We start from the raw sequence: 24,436 nt of genomic DNA, 5'->3' as shown, positions 1-24,436 counted from the left end.
TATAATATGGGATTTCGTTCGTTAGATGAAATTATGTCTCAAGCTAAAAAAAATGGGATTAGGTTTTGGGAGGTTATTCTTGAAGAGGATTGCAAGGAACGTCAGGTAGCAAAAGAGGATTCCATGAATAAAATGCTTAGTTTATATCATTCCATGAAAGAAGCAAATGATTCATATGATAGTAAACTTCGTTCTTCTAGTAAGCTTGCTGGAGGCGATGGTGAAAAGTTAATGAATCAAATTGGAAAAAATACGATTTGTGGAGATTTTATAAATGATGTTATGGCCAAAGCAGTTAAAATGGGTGAATCAAATGCATGTATGAGAAGAATTGTAGCTGCACCAACAGCGGGTTCTTGCGGAGTGGTTCCAGCTGTGTTAATTTCATTACAAGAGAAATATGATTTTTCGGATGAAAAAATGGTTGAAGCCATGTATGTAGTAGCTGGAGTTGGAGAGATTATTGCCACAAGAGCTTTTATCTCAGGTGCAGAAGGTGGATGTCAAGCGGAGATAGGATCTGCATCAGCTATGGCAGCGGCAGCCGCAAGTTATCTAATGGGTGGTGACGATGAATGTCAATTACATGCAAGTGCAATTGCATTAAAAAGTTTATTAGGATTAGTATGTGATCCAGTAGCAGGATTAGTAGAGGTCCCTTGTATAAAGAGAAATGTAATAGGGGCGGTAAATTCTTTAACTAGCGCAGATCTTGCGTTAGCTGGTATAAGAAGTGCCATTCCACCGGATGAAGTAATTGATGCAATGAGGACAGTTGGTATGAGAATGCATAGTTCATTACGTGAGACTGGAGAAGGTGGATTAGCAGCCACTAAGACTGGAATACAGATTGCAAATAAAGTATTGTAACCATACTTCGCAGTTAGTAAGTTTATAGAATACTTGATAAATTCAGAGGGTAGGTTATCTAAATTACCATGATTCAAACTTTTACATCTTACGTTCCATTTCCTCATTTGGAAGCTACTAATGTTTTATTATTTTAATAAAAACAGATATAAAAAGTTCAAACTAACCCACATGCCTGCGACTTGCTCGCAGGCCTAAATTTTACTAAGTTAAGAAAGACTTTTGAAAATTAAATCAATGATATTGTAAAAGTAAGAGATTCTTAATAAAAAGAATTTTCACATAAGAATAACATATAGATTGCTTTACATCATATATGGCTTAGTGAATACTAGTTATTAAGAATCTCTTTTATATTTTAGTTTAAGATAACTGTTTTGCTAACACATTTGCAGTAAATTTTCCAGAGTAAAGAGCACCTTGCATCCATCCTTGCTTTGTTGAAGCATGTTCTCCAGCAAAATAGAGATGATTATTATATTCTGGTTGAATCATAGCATGAAGAAAATTAATTTTTTGCCCTGGATTACTGCAAGCGAATGCACCTCTCGCCCAGTATTCAGTACTCCAATGAACCGTTTTATGTAATACTACTTGGTCATCTAAATAATGATCTGATAATCCATGTACTTGTTCAACTTCCCGTTTAATTAATTCATAGCGACGATTACTATCTTGATTAGATAGTCGTATGGAATCTTGCCCTAAGTTATAGGAAGCCACTAATACACCTGGTTCATGATATGAGCAATCGTCAGTATTCATACAATGAATATGATCGGGTGGATAGACAATAGATTGTATTGGAAGATCAGTAAATGAAATTCCACCATTCATTCTACCTGATTCATCATCTTTTTCCCAAAAACGTTCCTTACATAAGAAAAGAGTCTTTTGAGCATCACAGTAATTAAGTTCTTTAATTGCTTGTGTTTTCTGATTACTTAGAGAAGGAGTAATATCAATTTCTCTAAGAGTTGAAAATGGAGTGGTACATATGACATAATCATAGGTATCGGAATGCTGCTCATTAGCTGGATTGTTGTAGTATAAAGTAATCTGATCCAGACTTAGAGTTTGCTCTATCTTATTAACAGGGCTACCAAAGAGAAAAGTTACATTACCAAGGGGTTCGTCAGAAGACACTAATTCAGGTGGATTTTTATTGGTAAGAGATTGATAGAAAGCATTTGGTAAGTTTATCATACCACCTTGGATTCGATAAGTATTAAGAAAATCTAAAGTGTATTCACTATTCATGGCTTCATCATGGCTAACAGATAAAAGCGCCGAATTAAAGGGTTCTACAGCTGATATTAAGTTGATAGCTTCTTGACTTAAGCCTAATTGTTCATATACCTCTCTGGTACTTAATCTGGTAATATCAGCATATTGTTTAGAGTACTCAGGAAGAATCTTAAGAATTTCTGTTCTAAGAGCTGGAGTTAAGCTTTTAAGCATGGAAGAGGATGCATAATCACTTAATACAGGCCAGGGTGTATTGCGTTCTTTTTCCGTTAGATTATAAAGTGGATAGAGTTGTTCTTCAATATTTTTACCACTACGTTCACGACGTAATCTAATTCCGTGTGCATATAGAATATTATTAGATTGTAAAGATGTAAGGCTTTCTGTGGCTAAGCCAAAGAGATTGATATAGTGCCAAGTTGTTTCGTGTGATACTGGAATACGCATAGCACCAGTTTCACCAAAGAAATGATTAGTTTTATCAAAATAGATAGTATAAACTCTACCACCAATTCGATTCATGGAGGCTTCATATATTGTAATGTCTGCTCCTAACTTCCTAAGTTCATAAGCAGCAGCCAACCCAGTTAATCCTGCACCAATGATTCCAATCTTTTTATTCTTTAAAGAACCAGGTTTAGCATATTGATTAATCTCTGGAGGAGGATTTAGTAACGCTATTATATTATCATAATCATCCAGTCTTTCATCCCTCTCAAGTGCTTGCCGCAGCAGTTGATGCCTAAGTTCATCGGAAGGGTTTGTGTAGCTATTTGAATTTGCCATAGAATAACTCCAATATGTATTTAATGTATTTTATGTATTAGATAATTAAATATGCCATGTCAAATCACATACTCAAATTTTGCCATGGCTAAAAGTCTACACTATACTTGATAAATTCAGTCGTGAAGTATATTAATTACCATGATTGAAAGTTTTACTTCGTTGTGACTTTGACTGATTTGCGAAGTTACTTATGTCTTATCCCTTTGACTTAGATATAAAAAGTTCACTGTTTGACGAACGAAGAGAGGAGTGTGAAATAAAAAGAATTTCACACGTTGAATTTAAGCCTGCGAGCAAGTCGCAGGCTTTGGGTTAGTTTGAACTTTTTATATCTGTTTTGTCAAAGTGATAAAACATTAGTAACTTCCAAATGAGTCAATGGAACAAAGAGGTGAAACTTTCAATCATGGTAATTTAGCTACCCTAACCTCTGAATTTATCAAGTATTCGATAACCTTTCTATTAGGAAATTTGATTATAATCCGAAGTTAATAGCTTTCTTAGCTGATTTTAATGAAATATTTGTAAAATAGTATTGTAAATCAATCTAGATAAATAGTACTATTAGAGTATGGTAAATAATTCGTTTAAAATGTTATGATATTGGGGGAATATTAATGTATCAGTTTTTTCTTGTTTGCTTCTTAGTAGGTGTAATTCTAACGGTAGTTTCATTTATTCTTGGTCATTTATTTGAGATCTTTGGAATAGACGGACTAGATTTTGATTTACATTTCTTTGGAATTGATTTGTTTTTACCAATGAGTCCGTTAGTCTATCTTTTGTTTCTAGTTGTATTTGGTGGAATGGGAATGATTTTAATTAATATGCATATGGGATTATCAATTTTATTTATCTCGATTGTATCATTTTTAATCGCAGCTCTAATTGCATACTTCGTATATCATTTTATTATTAAGCCATTAAAAAAGGCACAGAATACGAGTGCAGCAGATAAGGAAGAACTCATTGGTATTCGAGCGGCAGTTTCAGAGACAATACCGGCAAACTCATATGGTGAAATCAAATATTTGATTCACGGTAATAGTTATGTCGCACCAGCAAAAGCAACCACGGAGGTTGAAATAAAAGCTGGTAGTAATGTAGTTATTTGTTGGATAAAAGATTATGTCTTTTATGTTGCAAGTATAGATATTTAAGAGTTTACTTGAGAAACAAGTAATATTGAGAAGGAGGAAAATGTATGGATCAATCACTTATCATAGCAATTATTATTGCAGCAGTCTTTCTGTTAGTAATAATATCTGTGATGGCAATGTGGAAGAGAGTTCCACAAGACAAGGCTTTAGTTGTAACAGGACTTAAGAAGAGGGTTATCTCTGGTGGAGGTGGTTTTGTTGTTCCACTATTAGAACGTACAGACAAGATCTCATTAGAGAATATGAAGATCGAAGTACAAACCGAAGGTGCTAGAACAGAGCAAGGAGTAGATATTAGGGCTGATGGTGTTGCAGTTATTAAAGTAAAAAGTGATAAGGAAAGCATACTGAGTGCCATTGAACAATTTAACACTGGTAAAGAGCATCAGACGATAGAAGTGATTAAAGATACTTCGAAAGATGTTCTAGAGGGTAAACTTAGAGAAATTATCTCTAAGATGACAGTTGAAGAAATCTATAAAGATAGAGAAATCTTCGCTTCCCAAGTACAAGAAGTGGCAGCAGTTGGACTCGCTTCTTTAGGACTTGAATTAAAGGTGTTCACAATAAGAGATATATCTGATAAAAATGGATATCTTGAAGCATTAGGTAAGCCTAGAATTGCTGAAGTAAAGAAGAATGCAGCAATTGCTGAGGCCGATGCTGCCAAAGAAACAAGAATTAAGACATCAGAATCTGAAAGATTAGGTGCTGAGGCAAAGATTGTTGCAGAGACACAAGTGGCAGAAGCTACAAAGGTGAAGGAACTAAAGATTCAAGCCTACAGAGAAGAGCAGGAAACAGCTAAGGCTAGAGCCGATTCAGCTTATGAAATTGAAAAAAATATTGTTCTCAAAGAAGTAACGGAAACTGCAATGTCGGTTGAGATTACAAAGAAAGAAAAGGAAACAGAAGTTCAACTTAAGGAAGCTCTAAGACGTGAAAAAGAATTAGAAGCGACTGTTAATAAGCAAGCAGATGCAGAATTATACCGAGTAGCAAAGCAAGCAGATGCTGATAAATATAAAGTTGAGAAACAATCCGATGCAAAAAAATATTCAGAGTTAAAAGAAGCAGAAGCTATTGCAGCTGCAATTAAAGTAAAGGCAGAAGCCGAAGCCGAAGCAATTCGTATCAAGGGTGAAGCAGAAGCTGCAGCAATCTTAGCAAAAGGTGCAGCAGAGGCTGAAACTATGGATAAAAAAGCCGAAGCGTTTAAGCAGTACAATAATGCAGCCGTTACTCAGATGATTATTGAGAAACTTCCAGAGATAGCAAAAGCAGTAGCAGAACCATTAGCTAAAACAGAGAAAATTGTTATTATTGATAATGGTGGAAAGAATGGATCAGAATCAGGAGCAGCAAAGGTTACTGGATATGTAACAGATATAGTTAGTCAACTTCCAGAAACAATCGAAGCAATGACTGGATTCAATTTTCTAGATGCAATTAAGGATAAATTGGATACTGTGAAGACTGATAATTCAGAAGTAGAGAGTAGTATTGTTGAAAGTAAAGCAAATGATAGTAAAGAGAATAATAACTTTGAAGAAGTTGTTATGGATTCCAAAGAAACAGAATAGATGCTATATGATTAAATTACATAACTAACAAAAAGCCCAAAAAGAGCCGCCAATAATATGGCGGCTCAAGTTGTTGATATTCAATTACAAAATGCTGTTCATATTAATTGTCGGAATCAGTATTATCAGTTACGATAATTTTGCAACACGCTTCATCATCTCTTACCTTAGCATAAATATATGCAGTACCTTTGGACACAGCGGTTATTTTACCGTTAGAATCCACAGTGACAATAGAAGGATCAGAACTTGAAAAATCTGCTTCTTCAATAGTATTATTCGGTATCAAAATTACCTTTAAGTATTTTTTCTTATTTACCGAAATTAAAATATCACCTTTTTGAGAGAACACAATACTTTTTGCAGCTGGACCAACTGTTATTGTACATTTTAATGTATCTACTGTTTTTGAACCATCTCGTATAATAACTGAAATGTATGTTTCACCATTTTTTTTGGCTTCAATTAATCCATCATCATTTACAGAGGCAATATTAGAATCGTCAGATTTAAATATAACCTTATAACCCTCTACATTATATAACTTTAGAGAATAGGTGGTATCAACGATAAGAGATTTACTGTTTACATTAAGCTTAGGATCACGTTTATTATCATTAGATGCAGCAGCTTTAGCAGTTGGTGAGCTCACGAAGAAGGCGCTGATGATTAAGAATGCAGTTAATAAAAAGAAAATATGTAATTTTGCTGCATTGTCAGAAAATAATTTCTTTTTCATAAGTGTCCTCCTACATATAAATCTCATGAATATTTATAAATAATATTTCAGAAATCTATATTTTTTATACAAGTTAAGAATAACATTCTAATTTGTCAAAATAAAGGCAGTTTATAAATATTTTTCTAACATAGGAAAATTAATTTGTACCTGCTAATACCGAAAGAAGTGTAAAATAGCTAAATATTAGGATGCTTAATTATGGTAAATTGACATGTATTTGACATAAGCATGAGTAAACTAATGAATGGAATAAATTGTGATTATTGTGCAAAGCATAAGGAAATCTAAGAATCAACATCAATTAATAAAAGGATTAAATTTTTACCTCTTGTTTTGCAATTATGTCTTATATATAATAAATAGTAAGAGTTTAATATAGGGAATATAAATACTTAGGAGGTATGAAATGCAGTATATATTGATTGCTGATGACAATGAAGACATAACTGATATCCTTTCAAATTACGCGACAAAAGAGGGGTTAGAGCCAGTCGTTGCTAAAGATGGAGAGGAAGCATTATTATTTTTTGAAAAATACAATCCTTCCGTGGTATTACTTGATGTAATGATGCCAAAAGAAGATGGATATACTGTTTGCAGGAAGATTAGAACGAAGTCTAGTGTACCTGTCATATTAATTACAGCAAGAGGGGAAGATTTTGAGAAAATCATGGGACTTGATATAGGTGCTGATGATTATATCGTAAAACCGTTTAGTCCAAGTGAAGTAATGGCTAGGGTTAGAGCTGTATTAAGAAGAATGTCCAAAGTGGAAGATACTCCAACAGGAAATATTGCAGTGGTTGGTAATCTAAAGATTAATTTAGATGAGTATTCGCTGTACATAGACGGTAATAAGATGTCCCTAACGAAAAAGGAAATTGAGACAATGTGGACACTTGCCAATAACCCGAATAAGGTATTTACAAGAGATAATTTACTAGATAGTTTATGGGGATTTGATTATTTCGGAGATAGTAGAACTGTAGATTCCCATATCAAGAGATTACGAGCAAAGCTCGATAAAGTGGAGCATCCTTTGTGGGATATCAAGACAATCTGGGGGGTAGGATATAAGTTCGAAACAGCAGAATAGATGCCTTGAAAAATATAAACCCCTGATATAAGCCACCAGAGGTAGCACGTGGGAGCGGATATGAAAAATGAATTAAATAAACCATTAGATATAAAAGTAAAAGCTTATAATCGACTTTTTTTAAAAGTATATTTTAATTATGCGGTCATGCTATTGGTTTTTGCTGTACTTCTTGGTTTTATTTTTATGAAACTTTTTGAGAATAGTACAATGAAAATATATAGTGCTAGATTGGAGAACGATGCTAAGAAAATTAGTGAAAGAGTATCTGAATTTGTAGAAACAGATGATGCGGAATATGCCTCATATGTTGAAATACTAATAGAAATGAATGCTCCAGATACGGATGTTTGGATTATATCAAATGCAGCAGCTAAGAATCCAATGAGCGATAAGTTTGAAAATATAAAAATAAAAAATATAGATTTAGAAGAAAATCATATACAAGATGTGATCCAAGATACATTTAATGGAGAAATCATGTCGAAGACTTGCTATATGCCTATTTATGGCAATACAATGCGTGTGGTTGGTTATCCGATATATAATGAGAATAAAGAGGTTATCGGAGGTGTATTACTATCTTCTCAAAAGGAATCACAAGCAGATACCATTGATACCAGCCAGAAATTAATCTATATAAGTGCTGCAATGGGATTATTCATTTCCTTTATTATAGCGATTCTTTTTGCAAGAAAATTATCACAACCAATTGTTAAGATGAGAAAGACAGCGCTTATATTAGCAGACGGTAATTATAATGTTAAGACTGGAATCGAACAGAAAGATGAAATTGGTGACCTTGCAACCACAATCGATATTCTAGCAGAGCGATTGTTAGAAAATGAGCAAGAGCGTAAGAATATGGAACAAATGAGACTAGATTTCTTCGCTAATGTATCACATGAACTTAGAACACCTATTACTGTAGTGAGGGCATATGTCGAAATGTTAGTGGATGGCGTGGTTACGGATTCCAATAAAGTTGCTAATTACTATGATAGAATGTTAAAAGAGTGTAAGAGTATGGAGCGTTTGGTAGGGGATTTGCTTATTCTATCTAAGATGCAGAATCCAGATTTTGAGATAGAAAAAGAACCTATTAATCTCATTCAAATCTTTGAAGATATTATTCGAAGTATACATGCAATAAGTAAGAAAAAAAATATTTCAATTGAAATTTCCAAAGAACAAGAGTCCTATATTATGTTAGGAGATTATGATCGAATAAGGCAAATGTTTCTTGTCATCATAGATAATGCAATAAAATTTTCAGATATAAACTCATCCATTTACATAAATCTATCGTATATGGATAAACTAATAATATCAATTGAAGATCAGGGAATTGGTATTTCAGAAGAAGAATTACCTCATATCTTTGAGAAATTCTATAAATCCAAACTTAGACAAAATGCAACTGGTTCAGGTCTAGGTCTTGCAATTGCTAATCAGATATGCTTAAGGCATGGTGGTAATATCAAAGTAGAAAGTATGCCACATCAGGGTACTAAATTTACTTTTGAATTTGATACTTGTATGAGTGAGACAGAGTTGGAAGAATATGAGACAACTCATTGAAAATATTTATTACAATTCAGCCTTGTGGCTCAATTGTAACAAATGATGCACATAAAATATGCTGAATGCATAATTTCGCGCATGTATATCTCTGGAATTCTGTGACTTACGCTTCGCTCCACTCACAAAAACACCTCGCGATATTGTAGGCTGATTTGTTACAAATATTCTGTTTAATTGCATTAAAAGCTTGAAAAAAATAAATTATTAGAGTATAATAAGTTTAGAATAAAAAGTTCAAACAAATTACACAATAGATAAAGTAATATTAGTAAATATTGTGTAGAATTCAAGTGAATTTCCTGAGATGTACGAGAATCTTGCTATTTTGAACCTACAATAATTTATATGGGAATCCGATATTTACAGGGCTATGTCAAGCCGCCGTTCGCAGCGGAAGACAGAATCTTGTGTGAGGACACCCACCTAGCGCGGGCTAGGAGTCAAAATACAGGAAACGGCATTTTGGGTATTACTACGAAAGATAAGAGGCAGCGTAAGCTGCCTTTTTTTAATTTATAGGAAAGTGCTCCACATTTCCTATAAATTAAAAAGCACTCCGTACAGGATGCACACAAGTGCAAAGAGAAGATGTCGCTAATGCGACCGCGCTTGACGCGAGAGTTTGCATAGCAAAGTATTTATTCATTTATTAAGTTACATCTCAGACATGATACTAAACTGTAATCATATAAAACATCAATGGTATAAAATTCTTGTATTTTAGGAAAACTGCATCTATAATAAAAGTTATTAAGGCCTGCGCAATTATAGTATTTAAATAGGTTTAAAAGAAATTTAATATAGACCATGCGTAGGATTCGAATAAAAACGGAAGGCGTGAACATAAAGATGAAGCATGGATTTATACGAGTTGGTGCAGCTACACCTAAGATTAAAGTTGCGGATTGTGAATATAATACAGATCGAATCATTGAACTAATAGAAGAAAGTAAAGAAAAAGAGTTAAAAGTTGTGATATTTCCAGAGTTATGTATTAGTGCATATACTTGTGGTGAATTATTTCTACAAGATGCTCTTCTTAATTCTGCGAAAGAACAATTGGTTCGTATTATAGAATATACAAAAGGCAGCGACATGGTGGTTTCAGTTGGATTACCATACTTAAAAAGAAATAAATTATATAATGTTGCAGCAGTGATTCAAGATGGAGAGTTACTTGGAATGATACCGAAGAAGAATCTCCCAAATTATTCGGAATTCTATGAAGCAAGACATTTTAATATTGGAAATGAAGTTCCAGAGTATATTAATTTTGAGGGAAAAGAAGTACCATTTGGTACAAACATCATATTTGAATGTCAAACAATGAAGGAACTTGTCCTTGGAATTGAGATCTGCGAGGATGCATGGGTTCCAATTCCTCCAAGTACCAGACACGCACTAAAAGGTGCTACTTTAATCGGTAATCTATCAGCGAGTGATGAGAATACTGGTAAATCAGCTTTTCGAAGAGAATTAATTAGATCCCAATCTGCAAGGATTATTGCAGGTTATATTTATGCGGACGCAGGGGAAGGTGAATCTAGTACAGACTTGGTATATAGTGGACATAATATGATTGCAGAAAATGGTACGTTATTAAAAGAAACCAAATTATTCTTTGATGGTTTATTATATACTGAGATTGATATGCAGAGAATTGCAAACGAAAGAAGAAGAATGACAACGTATCCAATGGATGAGGTTACCGAATATGTATCAGTTCCATTTACATTTTCATCTATAGAACATGAAAGAAATAATGGTAAAGTTGACTATATCACGCCACTATCAAGATGGATTGATAAGGCTCCATTTGTACCATCGAATAAGCAAGAGAGAGATATTAGGTGCCAAGAGATTACTGATATTCAAGCAATGGGATTGGTGAAACGACTAAGCCATACAGGAGCGAAAAATGCCATTATCGGAATCTCTGGAGGACTTGATTCTACATTAGCATTATTAGTAATTACGAAAGCATTTGATTACTTAAAAATTGATCGTAAGAATATTATTGCAGTAACGATGCCTTGCTTTGGAACAACGGACCGAACATATCAGAATGCAGTAACGTTAACGAATAAATTAGGAGCAACATTGAAAGAAATTCCAATTAATGAGGCGGTACTGATTCATTTAAGAGATATTGGACATGATGTGAACGTGCATGATATTACGTATGAGAATGCGCAAGCAAGAGAGAGAACCAAGGTACTAATGAACATCGCAAATCAGTACAATGGACTTGTAATTGGTACTGGAGACATGTCAGAATTAGCACTTGGGTGGGCTACTTATAATGGTGACCATATGTCAATGTATGGAGTGAATTGTTCTGTACCTAAGACACTTGTACGCTATTTAGTTGCTTATTTTGCAGAGACAACTAAGGATGAGGAATTACAGACCGTATTATATGATGTACTAGATACCCCAGTAAGTCCAGAATTACTTCCACCAACGGATGGTGAGATATCACAAAAGACAGAAGATATTGTGGGACCATATGAACTTCACGATTTCTTCTTATACTATATATTAAGATTTGGTTATATGCCAAGTAAAGTATATCGTCTAGCAACTATTGCATTTGAAGGAGAATACAGTAACGAGATTATCTATAAATGGTTAACTTGTTTTTATCGTAGGTTCTTCTCTCAACAATTTAAGCGTTCCTGCCTTCCAGATGGACCAAAAGTAGGTTCTGTAGCGGTTTCACCTAGAGGAGACTTGAGAATGCCAAGTGATGCAAGTGCAAGTATATGGATGAAAGATTTGGAACAAATTGATATCACAAGGAGGTTCTAATGGCTCTTAAGATTATCACGGATTCTGCTTCGGATATTCCGAAAGATCTGGCGAAAGAATATGATGTAGAAGTAATTCCTACACCAGTCGTTATTAATGAGATTGATTATTTGGATGGTGAGACAATCTATCCTTCGGAATTTTACAATTTATTAAGAAATCATGTTGACATTAAGACGTATCATATTAATGCTTATATGTTCAAAGAACATTTTGAAAAATATGCAAAAAATAGGGATTCACTTATTTATATTTGTTTTTCTACAGGAATTGCAGGAACGTATAATGCAGCGAATCTAGCAAAAGAAGAACTATTAGAGAACTATTCTGAATTTGACTTAACAATAATTGATTCGAAATGTGCTTCCATTGGATTTGGTTTAGTTGTCTATAAAGCGGCTAAAATGTTAAGAGAGAATGCGCCAAAACAGATGATAATTGACGCAATTAAGTATCACTGTGAACATATGGAGCATGTGTTCACGGTAGAGACCTTAGATTACTTATTCAAAGGTGGAAGATTGAGTAGAAGCTCCTTTGTGGCAGGTGGCCTACTCGATATAAAGCCTATCATTAAGATGGATGATAAAGGAGCTTTAACTTCTGTCGAGAAAGTAAGAGGACGCCAAAAGTCATTAAAGCGTCTGGTCGAAATGGTTGGAGAGACTGGTGACTCTCTAAGTACTCAAGTAATTGGATTATGCCACGGAGATGATGAGAAGACATTAAAGCAGGTAAAGGAAATGTTACGTACTCGTTATGGCTGTGAGAACTTTATAGAAACTTATGTGGGATGTGCGATAGGAGCTCATACAGGTCCTGGTATTATAGGGGTTACATATCTGAATTCTAAATCACCTTACGAACATAGGAAAGCATAAGAGTGAAAGAATAATTCTTTCATCTCAACGCTAGTGATTTCACCCTTGCAAGCAAGTGAAATCACTACACTAAATCATGGAAATGATTGTAATTATATATAGATAGTTAGAATAAAAAACGACAGGAGAAATGTTATGATAGAAATGGATTTTGAGGATTTTATTGAAGAGGTTAAGTTTCAGATGACAGAGTTTGATGCTCTAGATGAAAAAACAATTAAAGAGTGGGAAGCCAAAGCAAGAACATGGGTTGATAAACACGATGATAAAAAACGTAGAATTATCAAGCATGATGATGAGATTATTGTAAAAGTAAAAGACGAAGAAGTATGTATCGAGATTGCTGAGAAATTCTATAAGGCTGTTAAGAATGATAAAGTAAAAGATTACTGGTATAAGTTCACATTGATCTAAATTAAAATGAAATATTCTTATTCTATCTATTGAAATATATTTAAAAGTGATAATAAGAATACTAACGAAAAAGGACCTTCTACAAAAATATATCTTGTAGAAAGTCCTTTATTAATATGTACTAATTTATAATATTTATGGAGTTGCTTTTGAAAGAGCATTATTAATACCATCAATTAATAACTCTTGTGTATATTTACTTTCATCGGATAAAGTGAGTTTACTGACTGCGACTCCTTTATTCAATTGTTCCGTAATATCGTCTAGTGAAGGTTGAAGAAGCGGAAACATCGTTGTTATAGCATCATCAATATTTTTAATGGATACGTTGTTAATGTGGTTCTTATCAACAACTACCTCGATGTTAAGTGAGGTATCATTCAATACAATGGTGGAGGTGTAAACTCCTGCTTTATATTGTGTCTTTGCTGCAACATCGGTACTATCGTTCTTATGCCAAAACATAAAAATTAATAATAGTATGAGTAGGATTCCTAGACCTACGAAGATTGCCGTGTATATGATTTCTTTCAGCTGAAATATTACAATTTTGGTTTTTGACATGATTTATCCTCCATTTAATTCGTTTAATATATAATATTATGGATGAGTTCTATTTATGTATAAATTTTAGGTTTTATTAGAAAAGAATTTTCGAGTTGTATCCGGTAATTTGTACAAAATAGAAAAACTCATACTTCATTGAATCTGTATAAGAAGTTCTAGTTCTCAGTTCGTTTTGTGTAAAACATATTCTAGGACAGACAACTCGCTTCGCTCAAACAGATCTGTCCTAGAATATAACACAAAATGAACTGAGAACAAGAACTTCTAATACAGATTCAAAGGCGTATTCGCCTTTTCTATTTTGTACAAATTACCTGGGACATTTCGAAATAAATTATTTGTCAGGTGAATCAATATATTGGTATACTTATAAATAGAAAAATTATTCGTAAAAAAACATGAAGAAGAGAAAAAGTAGTAATATATAGTAGATGGAAAAATAAAGTGTGACCAAGGTTCGCCTATGTATATTGGAGTAAAAAGACTTAAAAAAGGCAGAATTATTTGAAAAGATTTTTATAGAAAGAAATAGAAAAGGAGATAGGTATGTCACTACAATTAATACTAGGTAGTTCGGGGGCAGGTAAATCATATCAGTTATACCAAGAGATGATTCGCAAATCTATGATAAATGAGGATACGAATTATATTGTTATTGTACCCGAACAATTTACCATGCAGACACAAAAGGATCTGGTAAGTATGCATCCGAATAAAGGAATTATGAATATCGATATTTTAAGTTTCTTAAGGCTTGCTTATCGTATTTTTGACGAAGTGGGGGGACACGAGAAGTCCATTCTTGAAGATACGGGAAAGACAATGATATTAAGAAAAGTGATAGAAGAGAAGAAGAATGATCTTAAGGTCTTCGGTGCGAATGTGAAAAAGCAAGGGTTTATTGGGGAGTTAAAATCTCTGTTATCAGAAATTCTTCAATATAGTATCACATCCGAACAATTAGATCAGATGGTTGAAGTTACGAAGAACAAGCCTCTATTACAGACCAAATTGAAAGATGTTCGTCTTCTATATGATGGGTTTAAAGAATCTATGAGCGAAAAATATATTACAGCAGAGGAAATCTTAGACCTGTTAGTCTCAGTTATTGATGAATCTAAGATTATTCGTAATAGTGTGATATGTTTTGATGGATTTACTGGCTTTACACCATCTCAATACAAATTGCTTCGTCACCTTATGAATCTAAGCAAAATGGTCTTGGTTACGGTTACGATAGATCCAAGAGAGAATCCTGATGTTGTAGATGAGGATTTCAAATTATTTCATCTAAGTAAGAAGACTATTACGAAGTTACTTGAGATTGCGAAGGAAGAAGACGTTAAGATAGAAGAACATATTTATGCAAATCAGAGTAATAATCATAGAGAACTAGTTCCTTATCGATTCCTTAATAGTACACCACTTGCTTCTCTAGAACGTAATCTGTTTCGATATCCTTATAAAGTATATGAGGAGGAACAAGACGATATTGCCATTCATGCAGTGAAAGATCCTCTAAGTGAGGTACAATTTGTTGGAAAGGAAATCGTCAGGTTAGTAAGGGAAGAAGGATATCGCTATAAGGATATTGCGGTAATTACAGGGGATATTGAAGGATATAGTGAGATCGTAGAAAGAGAATTTGTTACCTCCAAGATTCCTTGTTTTATTGATCATAAAAAAGGAATTTTATCCAATCCGATGGTAGAGTTAATCATGTCTTCGCTAGAGATAATTACGAAGGATTTTTCCTATGAAAGTGTATTTCGTTTCTTAAGATGTGGATTATTAGACATAGAAAAAGAAGAAATTGACCAATTAGAAAACTATGTTATTGCGCTAGGAATTCGAGGTTTTAAAAGATGGAATAGCGTCTGGGAGCGAAAATATAAGACGAAAACAGAAATTGATTTTACAACCCTTAATGAAACAAGGGAGAAAATCATAACACCATTTGAAACAATGCGTGATGTGTTGCAGAAGAAAGACAGCACCGTTCTTGACGTAACTAGAGCATTGTATGAATTCTTGGTTTACCATCAAGTAGCGCTTAAATTAGAACAATACAGAGAATATTTTGAAACGAATCTTATGCCACTAGAGGCCAAAGAATATAAGCAGATGTATCGAATTGTGATGGACTTATTTGATCAATTAGTTGATCTATTGGGAAATGAAGTCCTATCGATTAAAGAATATTCCGATATCTTAAAATCAGGCTTAGAAGAAGCAAAAGTTGGTCTGATACCTCCAGGAACAGACCAGATTGTAGTCGGTGATATCGAGAGAACCAGGTTAAAGGATATTAAGGTACTCTTCTTAATTGGGGCGAATGAAGGTTTAATTCCAAAGAGTAAATTATCTGGAGGTATAATATCCGATATTGAGAGAGAACTCTTAGAGAGCAATCATTTTGAGTTAGCACCAACGAGAAGACAAAGCAGTTATATCAGTCAGTTTTATTTATATCTAAATCTTACTAAACCTCAGAATAAACTATTTGTCACCTTTAGTAAGGTATCAAGTGATGGAAAATCGCTACGCCCATCAAGTATCCTATCGAAAGTTAGAAGTTTATTTCCAAAGTTAAAGATAGTAGATGAGGACTCCAAAGTGAAAGATTACAATGATATTCTAGGACTAAAGGGCGGCATGGAGTATCTGGTTGCTGGACTTAGAGAGTATCGATACAAAGATATGCCTCAGGAATGGAGAGAGTTATTCTCTTGGTATTTTAAGAGGGAAGATTTTAAAGAGGAGCTTATTCGTTATATTGATGCAGCATTCTATCAGAATGATGAGACAAGTATAGGGAAGGCAGTATCGAGAGTGTTATACGGAAATGAGCTTATCAATAGCATATCTAGGCTTGAAAAATATGCAGCCTGTGCATTTGCTCATTTTATTAATTATGGATTAGAACTAAAGGAACGACAAGAATATAAATTAATGGTTCCAGATATCGGAAATATTTTTCATAACGCAATTGAACTATTCTCAAGTCGTCTTGAAAAAAGTGAATATAACTGGCATACAATAACCGATGAAGTACGTGATGCATATGTATCAGATTGCGTAAATGAGGCAGCACTAGAATATGGAAATGCAATTCTAAAGAGCTCGAAGCGTAATGAATATATGATAAACAGGGTGGAGCGAATTACCAAGAGAACCATATGGGCTTTATGTGAACATATCAAGCAAGGAGAATTTGAACCTACTGGTTTTGAACTGAAATTCTCATATCTAGATAATTTAAAATCAGTGAATCTTTCGTTATCGGATAATGACAATATGAGGTTACAGGGTAGAATTGACCGCTTGGATACTTATGAAGATGATGAACATCTATATGTTAAAGTTATAGACTATAAATCAGGAAGTACAACCTTTGATATTCTATCCTTGTATTATGGACTACAGTTACAATTAGTTGTGTATATGAATGCGTCCATCGAATTAATGCAAAAGAAATATCCAACCAAGGAAATAATTCCTGCAGGAATCTTCTATTATAATCTGGACGATCCGATTGTTGATAAGGTTGTGGTAAATGATTCGAACATGAATGATATTCTTATGGAAGTCATGGAATCGGAAGAAGATACTAATGAAAACCAGATACGTAAACTACTTATTCAAAAGAATATCCTAAAAGAGCTTCGCATGAATGGAATTGTTAATAGCGATATGGATATTGTGAAACTAATGGACAAGAACTTTGCGCTACAATCAGGGGAGACTGCTCCATCTAGAAAGTCGGATATTATACCAGTTGAGACAAATAAGGATGGAACTCCGAATAAGAGATCCAATATTGCTGATAAAGAGAAGTTTCATTCGATGAGTGATTATGCGAACCAGAAGATGACAGAGCTTGGAAAGCAAATATTAGAAGGAAGTACTGAGATTAATCCTTATAAAATGGGAAATAAGACAGCATGTGATTATTGTAGCTATAGCAGTATCTGTGGATTTGACCTAAAGCTACCTGGTAATAAATATCGTAACTTGAAGAAATTCTCGAAAGAAGAGGTATGGGATAAACTTGAGGAATCTGCGGGAGATCTAGAAAATTCAGAGGATGAATTAACTGCAGTTGTTGAAGAAGCAGAAGAGAAAAAAGTAGCAGGCAAAGATAGTAGAACAAAGCAGAGGAAGGAGGATTAACGCATGGCAAAAATGGAATGGACCGCAGAGCAAAAGAAAGTCATTGATTTAAGAAATCGTAATATATTAGTTTCTGCAGCAGCTGGATCTGGTAAAACAGCTGTATTGGTTGAGAGAATCATTACGATGATTACGGATGAAGAGAATCCAGTAGATATCGATCAATTGTTAATCGTTACCTTCACAAAAGCAGCAGCGGCAGAAATGAAAGAAAGAATCGGAAATCGAATTGAAAAGAAACTACTTGAGATGCCGGATAATGCACATCTTCAAAAGCAAATAGCTTTAATCCAAAATGCAGAGATAACAACAACACACAGCTTTTGCTTAAATATTATACGTAACCATTTTAATAGCATTAATTTGGACCCATCCTTTCGTGTAGCAGACGAAGCAGAAATTAAACTTCTAAAATCGGATGTCATCTCGAATCTATTAGAGGCTCATTATGAGGAACCAACGAAAGAGTTTATTAATTTCATAGAGTGTTATTCCTCTGGAAAATCGGATGAACAGATAGAAGAGTTAATACTAAATTTATATAACTTCTCAATGAGCTATCCATGGCCAAAGGATTGGTTAGAAGAGAATCGGAAGCATTTTGCGATTGCCTCCTTAGAGGAGATGGAACAGACAGAATGGATGAAATCACTGTTAGATTATCTGAGATTAATATTTCAGGATATATTAGAGCGTAATGAAGAAGCACTAAGAATCTGCCTAGAACCAGATGGACCGATTCATTACCAAGAAGCATTATTAAGTGATAGAGAACTGTTAGAAAGCCTTGCTAATCAGAATTCATATGTTGCCTACGAACAAGTATTAACTAGTATTCAGTATAAAAGGCTATCTACCAAGAAGATGCCAGAAGTATCAGAACAGAAAAAAGAATCAGTCAAATCCATCCGCGAAGATATGAAGAAAGCGATAGGAGATACCGTAAAGAATTATTTCTTTCAATCACCTGAGGAAATGCTATCCGATATGAATCAAGTACAAAATGTGATGAATGTACTAATTGATCTCACCATACAGTTTATGGATGATTTCGCAAAGGAAAAAGAGGAGAAGAACCTAGTTGATTTTAATGACCTTGAGCATTTCGCTCTTAATATACTTGTTCATAAAGATGGGGATCAAATTAGCCCAAGTGAGGTTGCTCAGGAATTAAGTGATCATTATGTAGAGATTCTAGTTGATGAATATCAAGATAGTAATTATGTGCAAGAGACAATCATTAATAGCATTTCAAAAGAAAGATACAGTAATCCAAATATCTTTATGGTAGGAGATGTAAAGCAAAGTATCTATAAATTTCGTTTAGCAAGACCTGAATTATTCATGGATAAATATAATACTTATACAGTAGGTGATAGTAGTTATCAAAGAATTGATTTACACAAGAACTTTAGAAGCCGTTCAAATGTTCTAGAGAGTGCGAATTTTATCTTCGAACAGATTATGACGCGTAATCTTGGTAATATTGAATATAATGATGAAGTTGCCTTATATCCTGGTGCAAGTTTTAAGGAATATATTTCAGAAGATAACTTGGAAGAGGACATCAGAGATAGTAGATCGTTCGAAAAGGAAATAACTTCACAGACTACAGAACTAATTCTAATATCTGAAGAAGACAATGGGGAAGAAGAGAATGATCTTGAAGAAATCAATCAAAAAGAAATGGAAGCAAGAGCAATTGCAGCTAGAATTCGAGAGATTACCGATGATAAGAATGGATTATATGTGTTGGGAAAAGACAACACATATCGTAGAGCAAAGTATAGCGATATTGTAATCTTACTTCGAACTATGAGTAATTGGGCAGATGTCTTTGTAGATACACTTATGGCAGAGGGGATACCAGCTTATTCTGATACACAGTCAGGATATTTTTCTGCTATTGAGATTAAGACTATCTTAAATCTACTAAAGATTATAGACAATCCAAGGCAAGAGATTCCACTAGCAGCAGTACTGCATTCTCCGATGTATGAGTTTAATTCTGAGGAGTTAGCTGTAATTTGCAGTAACCGTAAAAAGACAGATCTGTATGATGCACTAGAAATCTATTCCATTCATGGATCTGATGAAGCATTAAGTGCAAAAGCAGCAGCTTTCTTTGAACAGCTTGAGAAGTTTAGAAACATGGTTCCTTATACCAGTGTACACAAATTAATATTAACGATACTAAGTGAGACAAATTATTACTACTATGTAACAGCTATGCCTGCAGGGGATAGAAGAAGTGCTAATATTGATATGCTCGTTCAGAAGGCAATTGAGTTTGAGAAGACAAGTTATCATGGATTATTCCATTTTATTCGTTATATTGAGAAACTAAATAAATATGATATTGATTTTGGAGAAGCTAAAACAATCGGAGAAAATGACGATACGGTTCGAATTATGAGTATTCATAAATCAAAAGGATTGGAATTCCCTGTTGTATTTGTATCAGGATTAGGAAAATCCTTTAACAATCAAGATGCAAGAAGTAAGATAGTACTTCATCCTGACCTAGGACTAGGACCTGATTATATCGATTATGAACTGAGGATGAAATCACCAACCTTAATGAAGAAAGTAATTCAAAAGAAGATGCAACTTGAAAATCTATCAGAAGAATTACGTATTCTATATGTTGCGTTAACTAGAGCAAAAGAAAAATTAATCTTAACAGGAACACAAAAGAAGCTAATTGATAAGATAAAAAAATATAGTAATATCATTCATCAAGAGAAGAAAGAGCAATTATTTCACGATTTATCTTCTGCTTCTAATTACTTGGACTGGATTATACCTGCTTTACTTAGACATCGAGGATTTGAAGAAATTCTAAAAGACAATGAGCTACAAGGAACTCCATCAGGTATTTATTATAATCACATCTCTAAATTTAAAGTAAAGATTGTTGATTATTTTAGTTTGACCAGTACAGAAGTGATGAAACAGATTGCAGGAGATGTTCAAAAAAGAGAGTTATTATCATGGGATTCAGAGAAAGATTGTGATGAAACGGTGAAAAATGAAATCGTAAAGCGTCTTGAATATCAGTATCCTTATGCGAAGGAAAAGGATATCAAAGCAAAGATAACAGTATCTGAATTGAAACGCTTAGGTCAAATGATTGATGAAGATTATAGCGAAAAATTATATGAGGAACCATCTATAGAAAAGTATAAAGAAGAGAATTATTCAGAAGAAAAACAGCAGTCACAACAAGAAATGACTTTGGAAGAAATGAATTCAGAAGAAAAGCAATCAGAAGTAAGCATTCTTGAAGAAATTATACCAAGATTCATACAACCTGAGAAGGAAATTACAGCTACTTCAAGGGGTACTATTTATCATAAGGTTCTAGAATGTATTGATTTGTTATCCATACAATCGCCAGCTGATGTAGAAAAAGAATTAGAACGTCTCTTATCAGAAGGAATATTAACTGAGACTGATACCCGGGTGGTCAGAGTTCACCAAATCTATCGATTTACACAATCGGATCTAGCGAACCGTATGAGAAAAGCAAAAAGTAACGGAAAGCTATTTCTTGAGAAACAGTTTGTATTAGGTGCACTGGCAAAAGAGGTATATCCAGATACAGATAGTGAAGAAACGGTTCTTATTCAAGGAATTATTGATGCGTATTTTGAAGAAGAAGATGGTATTGTGCTTATGGATTATAAAACAGATTATGTAGTAAAAGGCAAGGAAGAAACCTTGGTTCAAAAATACAAGGTCCAATTAAATTATTATCAGAAAGCGATAGAACAGATAACGAATAAGAAGGTAAAAGAAAAGTTAATATATTCTTTTTCATTAGATAAGACAATAAGTATTCTTTAGAAAAATCTAAAATATTTAGTAGAAATTTGTTGCATTATTGTGCAAGTGTGGTAAAATAGCAATATAGTAAATTTGCACTAATTATAGCAATTTTCACTATGAATTGTATGGAAAATTAATATAAAGTAATTATTTGTGCAAAAATAGTGTGTACTATAAGTAAAAAACATTAGTGCTTAAGGTGATTTTGTTGAATTATAATTGCATGACAAGCAAAAAGAATATCATTATTACACATCAACAAAATATAAAAGTATTTCAAAGAATAGTTGAGAGGTATGTCTATGAAGATAAGTGAAGTAATGAAGAAGAAAACTGCAATGACGAAAGACAAAGTAATCAAGAAAGAAAAAGAACCCGATAAGAAGAACACTGAGAAAAAGATCTTAAAGAAAAAGAAGACTGAAAAAAGCAAGATGGTGAAAACCAGTACAGAGAGAAGCAAGGAAAAGGGAAAAGGACTTAATATTAATCATAAGAGTATTAATTTCAATAGTATTCGAGCTAAACTGCTAGTAGTGTCAATAACACCAGTGTTGTTAATTGTATTATTAGGAGTGATTTCATACTCGAAGGCTTCAAAAGCTATCATTAGCAATTATGAGAAATCAACTTTATCTACGATTGAATCAACTGGTAAATACATGACACTTCAATTCGATAATATTGACGCTAAAGTACTACAATATCTTTCTGATTCTCAGCTAAAAGATTATTATTCAGGTACGAATGAAACAGATACCATTAATAATTTAAAACAATATCGCGAGTTACAAGCTTCTTTAGCAGCAGCTCAAGTTGCAGACAAGAATATTTATACCATTCATGTATTCGGTAAGAGGGGAAATGGAATCTCATTAACGAATTATTTACCTAAAAGTATATATAATGATTACACAGCTAGTGAAGATGGAAAGGTATGGGAAGATAACTCTGTTTATGCATATTGGACTGGAGAACATAAATTCCTCGATAAAATAACGAAAGAAGATCCTCAAAAATATGCAATATCAGTTACACGTAAATTTATGGGCTCCAATGGTTTTATGGTTTTTGATATTAAAAGAAGTGCAATTGAAGGTACATTAAAGTCTTTAGATTTAGGAAAGGGTAGTATTATAAGTTTTATAACTGCAGATGGTAAAGAGACTTTGGCTAATACAGATAAAACAAGCGTATTTGGCAAATTATCTTACTATAAAGAATCAGTAAAGTCAAAAAATACAACTGATTCTACATATGAAAAATACAATAACAAGGAATATCTTTACTTATATACTAAGATAGGTGATACAGGTGCAACGTTATGTAGCTTAGTACCTAAAGATATGATATTAAAACAAGCAAATAGTATTAAATATATAACAATTATTATTGTTTTAGTAGCAAGTATCATTGCTGTATTTGCAGGTACTTTAGTATCATCTAATATTACTAAAGCACTTTCAAAGTTCAATCGTTCTTTAGAAAAAGTAGGACAAGGTGATTTGACGGTAACATTTGATGAAAATAGACACGATGAATTTGGCTTGTTAGGTAAGAGTATCGCTGATATGATAAGCAATATGAGAAACCTAATCAAGGAAGTATATAGTGTTAGTAATAAAGTAAGTGAATCTGCAAATGAAGTATCTGTTTCATCAGAGCATATCTTGATTGCATCAAAAGATATCTCTACTGCAGTAGATGAGATTTCAACTGGGGTAGTTCAGCAAGCATCAGATTCTGAAAGTTGCTTACATCAGATGGGAACTTTATCAGAGAAGATTAACCTAGTATCAGATAATACAAATGAAATTGATCGTATTGCAGTCAATACTAAAGAAACAGTAGCCAAAGGTTTTGAGATTATTGACGAGTTAAATAAAAAATCGAAAGAAACAACTGAGATTACTGGTGTTGTTATCAATGGAATTGAAGAGTTAGATAAACAATCAAGAACAATTGAAGGTATTGTTGGAGTAATTAATGACATCTCCGCTCAGACGAATCTATTATCATTAAATGCATCCATTGAAGCAGCAAGAGCTGGAGAAGCAGGAAGAGGATTCGCAGTTGTTGCAGATGAAATTAGAAAATTAGCAGATCAATCAATGACAGCTGCAAATGATATTAAGAAGATAGTGGATGATATCAAAAATAAAACACAGGGTACCGTAGTATCAGCTAAGAAAGCAGAAACTATTGTTGATTCACAGGCAGCAGCCCTACAGAATACGATTGAATTATTTAATAATATCAATTCACATGTTGGTAATCTGACAATTAGCCTAGGTAGGATCTCAGAAGGTGTAGATACTATTGAAGAAGCGAAAAAGGATACGCTAGAAGCTATATCAAGCATTTCAGCTGTTTCTGAGGAATCTGCAGCAGCTACAGAAGAAGTAAGTGCAATAGCTACTACTCAGATTACATCTGTAGAAGATATGAACCAATTAGCAAGCGGTTTATTAGAGAATGCTAAGAAGTTAGAAGAATCAGTATCTAGATTTAAAATCGAAGAATAGATAATATAAGTATCAAATACAATAAGCTCTAAATTGCCAATAAACATAACTTTGCAATTTAGAGCTTACTTATTATTAATTAAAATGTTTATGTTATAATTGCATTTGGGAATAGAGAGTCAGATTAATGGCAAAACTTAAACTAGAATGATATATTAGTGA

The 24,436-nt window shown here is 33.5% G+C and carries 14 protein-coding genes and 1 other RNA gene; 12 read left to right on the top strand and 3 right to left on the bottom strand.

Annotated elements, in window-relative coordinates; genetic code table 11:
* Nucleotides 1-6: 6 nt before the first annotated feature.
* Complete coding sequence (sdaAA, locus tag bsdtb5_RS17360) at nucleotides 7-870, top strand: L-serine ammonia-lyase, iron-sulfur-dependent, subunit alpha (RefSeq protein ID WP_271716134.1); 864 nt, start codon at nucleotides 7-9, stop codon at nucleotides 868-870.
* A 363-nt stretch (nucleotides 871-1,233) separates the two neighbouring features.
* On the opposite strand, the gene bsdtb5_RS17355 is transcribed toward sdaAA, so the two are convergent.
* Entirely contained in the window at nucleotides 1,234-2,904 is a 1,671-nt protein-coding gene (locus bsdtb5_RS17355) for a flavin monoamine oxidase family protein (RefSeq protein ID WP_271713232.1), read from the bottom strand.
* 620 nt (nucleotides 2,905-3,524) lie between these two features.
* On the opposite strand from bsdtb5_RS17355, the gene bsdtb5_RS17350 reads away from it, so the two are divergent.
* Nucleotides 3,525-4,067 (top strand): hypothetical protein, encoded by a 543-nt coding sequence (locus tag bsdtb5_RS17350; protein WP_271713231.1) that lies wholly within the window; start codon nucleotides 3,525-3,527, stop codon nucleotides 4,065-4,067.
* Nucleotides 4,068-4,111: 44 nt separating this feature from the next.
* On the top strand, nucleotides 4,112-5,650 hold the full coding sequence (locus tag bsdtb5_RS17345; protein WP_271713230.1) for a flotillin family protein: 1,539 nt from the start codon (nucleotides 4,112-4,114) through the stop codon (nucleotides 5,648-5,650).
* A gap of 103 nt (nucleotides 5,651-5,753) precedes the next feature.
* Here bsdtb5_RS17345 and bsdtb5_RS17340 read toward each other — a convergent pair whose 3' ends face one another.
* A complete protein-coding gene (locus bsdtb5_RS17340) occupies nucleotides 5,754-6,389 on the bottom strand; it encodes an Ig-like domain-containing protein (RefSeq protein ID WP_271713229.1) in 636 nt (211 codons plus the stop codon).
* Between the two features lie 409 nt (nucleotides 6,390-6,798).
* Here bsdtb5_RS17340 and bsdtb5_RS17335 point away from each other — a divergent pair, with 409 nt between their 5' ends.
* The 6 genes from bsdtb5_RS17335 to bsdtb5_RS17310 all read left to right on the top strand — a co-directional run bounded on the left by bsdtb5_RS17335 (nucleotide 6,799) and on the right by bsdtb5_RS17310 (nucleotide 13,178).
* Nucleotides 6,799-7,488, top strand: a complete 690-nt coding sequence (locus bsdtb5_RS17335) for a response regulator transcription factor (protein ID WP_271713228.1) — start codon at nucleotides 6,799-6,801, stop codon at nucleotides 7,486-7,488.
* A 60-nt stretch (nucleotides 7,489-7,548) separates the two neighbouring features.
* A complete protein-coding gene (locus tag bsdtb5_RS17330; protein ID WP_271713227.1) occupies nucleotides 7,549-9,069 on the top strand; it encodes a sensor histidine kinase in 1,521 nt (506 codons plus the stop codon).
* Between the two features lie 296 nt (nucleotides 9,070-9,365).
* Nucleotides 9,366-9,545, top strand: a non-coding RNA gene (gene ssrS, locus bsdtb5_RS17325) — 6S RNA.
* Nucleotides 9,546-9,921: 376 nt separating this feature from the next.
* Nucleotides 9,922-11,883, top strand: a complete 1,962-nt coding sequence (locus bsdtb5_RS17320) for an NAD(+) synthase (protein ID WP_271713226.1) — start codon at nucleotides 9,922-9,924, stop codon at nucleotides 11,881-11,883.
* Nucleotides 11,883-12,764: a DegV family protein gene (locus bsdtb5_RS17315; protein ID WP_271713225.1), complete on the top strand. Its 882-nt coding sequence runs from the start codon at nucleotides 11,883-11,885 to the stop codon at nucleotides 12,762-12,764. Before bsdtb5_RS17320 ends, bsdtb5_RS17315 begins: the two co-directional genes overlap by 1 nt.
* 135 nt (nucleotides 12,765-12,899) lie before the next feature.
* Nucleotides 12,900-13,178, top strand: coding sequence for a hypothetical protein (locus tag bsdtb5_RS17310; RefSeq protein WP_271713224.1), 279 nt, complete (start codon nucleotides 12,900-12,902; stop codon nucleotides 13,176-13,178).
* Nucleotides 13,179-13,313: 135 nt separating this feature from the next.
* Here the strand turns inward: bsdtb5_RS17310 and bsdtb5_RS17305 are convergent, their stop codons facing one another.
* On the bottom strand, nucleotides 13,314-13,742 hold the full coding sequence (locus bsdtb5_RS17305) for a hypothetical protein (RefSeq protein WP_271713223.1): 429 nt from the start codon (nucleotides 13,740-13,742) through the stop codon (nucleotides 13,314-13,316).
* Between the two features lie 549 nt (nucleotides 13,743-14,291).
* On the opposite strand from bsdtb5_RS17305, the gene addB reads away from it, so the two are divergent.
* The 3 genes from addB to bsdtb5_RS17290 all read left to right on the top strand — a co-directional run bounded on the left by addB (nucleotide 14,292) and on the right by bsdtb5_RS17290 (nucleotide 24,274).
* Nucleotides 14,292-17,918 carry a helicase-exonuclease AddAB subunit AddB gene (addB, locus tag bsdtb5_RS17300; RefSeq protein WP_271713222.1) on the top strand — a complete coding sequence of 1,209 codons (3,627 nt, stop codon included), beginning with the start codon at nucleotides 14,292-14,294 and terminating at the stop codon, nucleotides 17,916-17,918.
* A gap of 3 nt (nucleotides 17,919-17,921) precedes the next feature.
* Complete coding sequence (gene addA, locus bsdtb5_RS17295; protein WP_271713221.1) at nucleotides 17,922-21,767, top strand: helicase-exonuclease AddAB subunit AddA; 3,846 nt, start codon at nucleotides 17,922-17,924, stop codon at nucleotides 21,765-21,767.
* A gap of 284 nt (nucleotides 21,768-22,051) precedes the next feature.
* Complete coding sequence (locus tag bsdtb5_RS17290) at nucleotides 22,052-24,274, top strand: methyl-accepting chemotaxis protein (RefSeq protein WP_271713220.1); 2,223 nt, start codon at nucleotides 22,052-22,054, stop codon at nucleotides 24,272-24,274.
* The last annotated feature ends 162 nt before the right edge of the window (nucleotides 24,275-24,436 follow it).

This window comes from Anaeromicropila herbilytica (assembly GCF_016591975.1).
GTDB lineage: Bacteria > Bacillota > Clostridia > Lachnospirales > Lachnospiraceae > Anaeromicropila > Anaeromicropila herbilytica.
The sequence above is the reverse complement of the archived record's forward strand: the minus strand, read 5'-3'. Positions and strand labels throughout refer to the sequence as shown.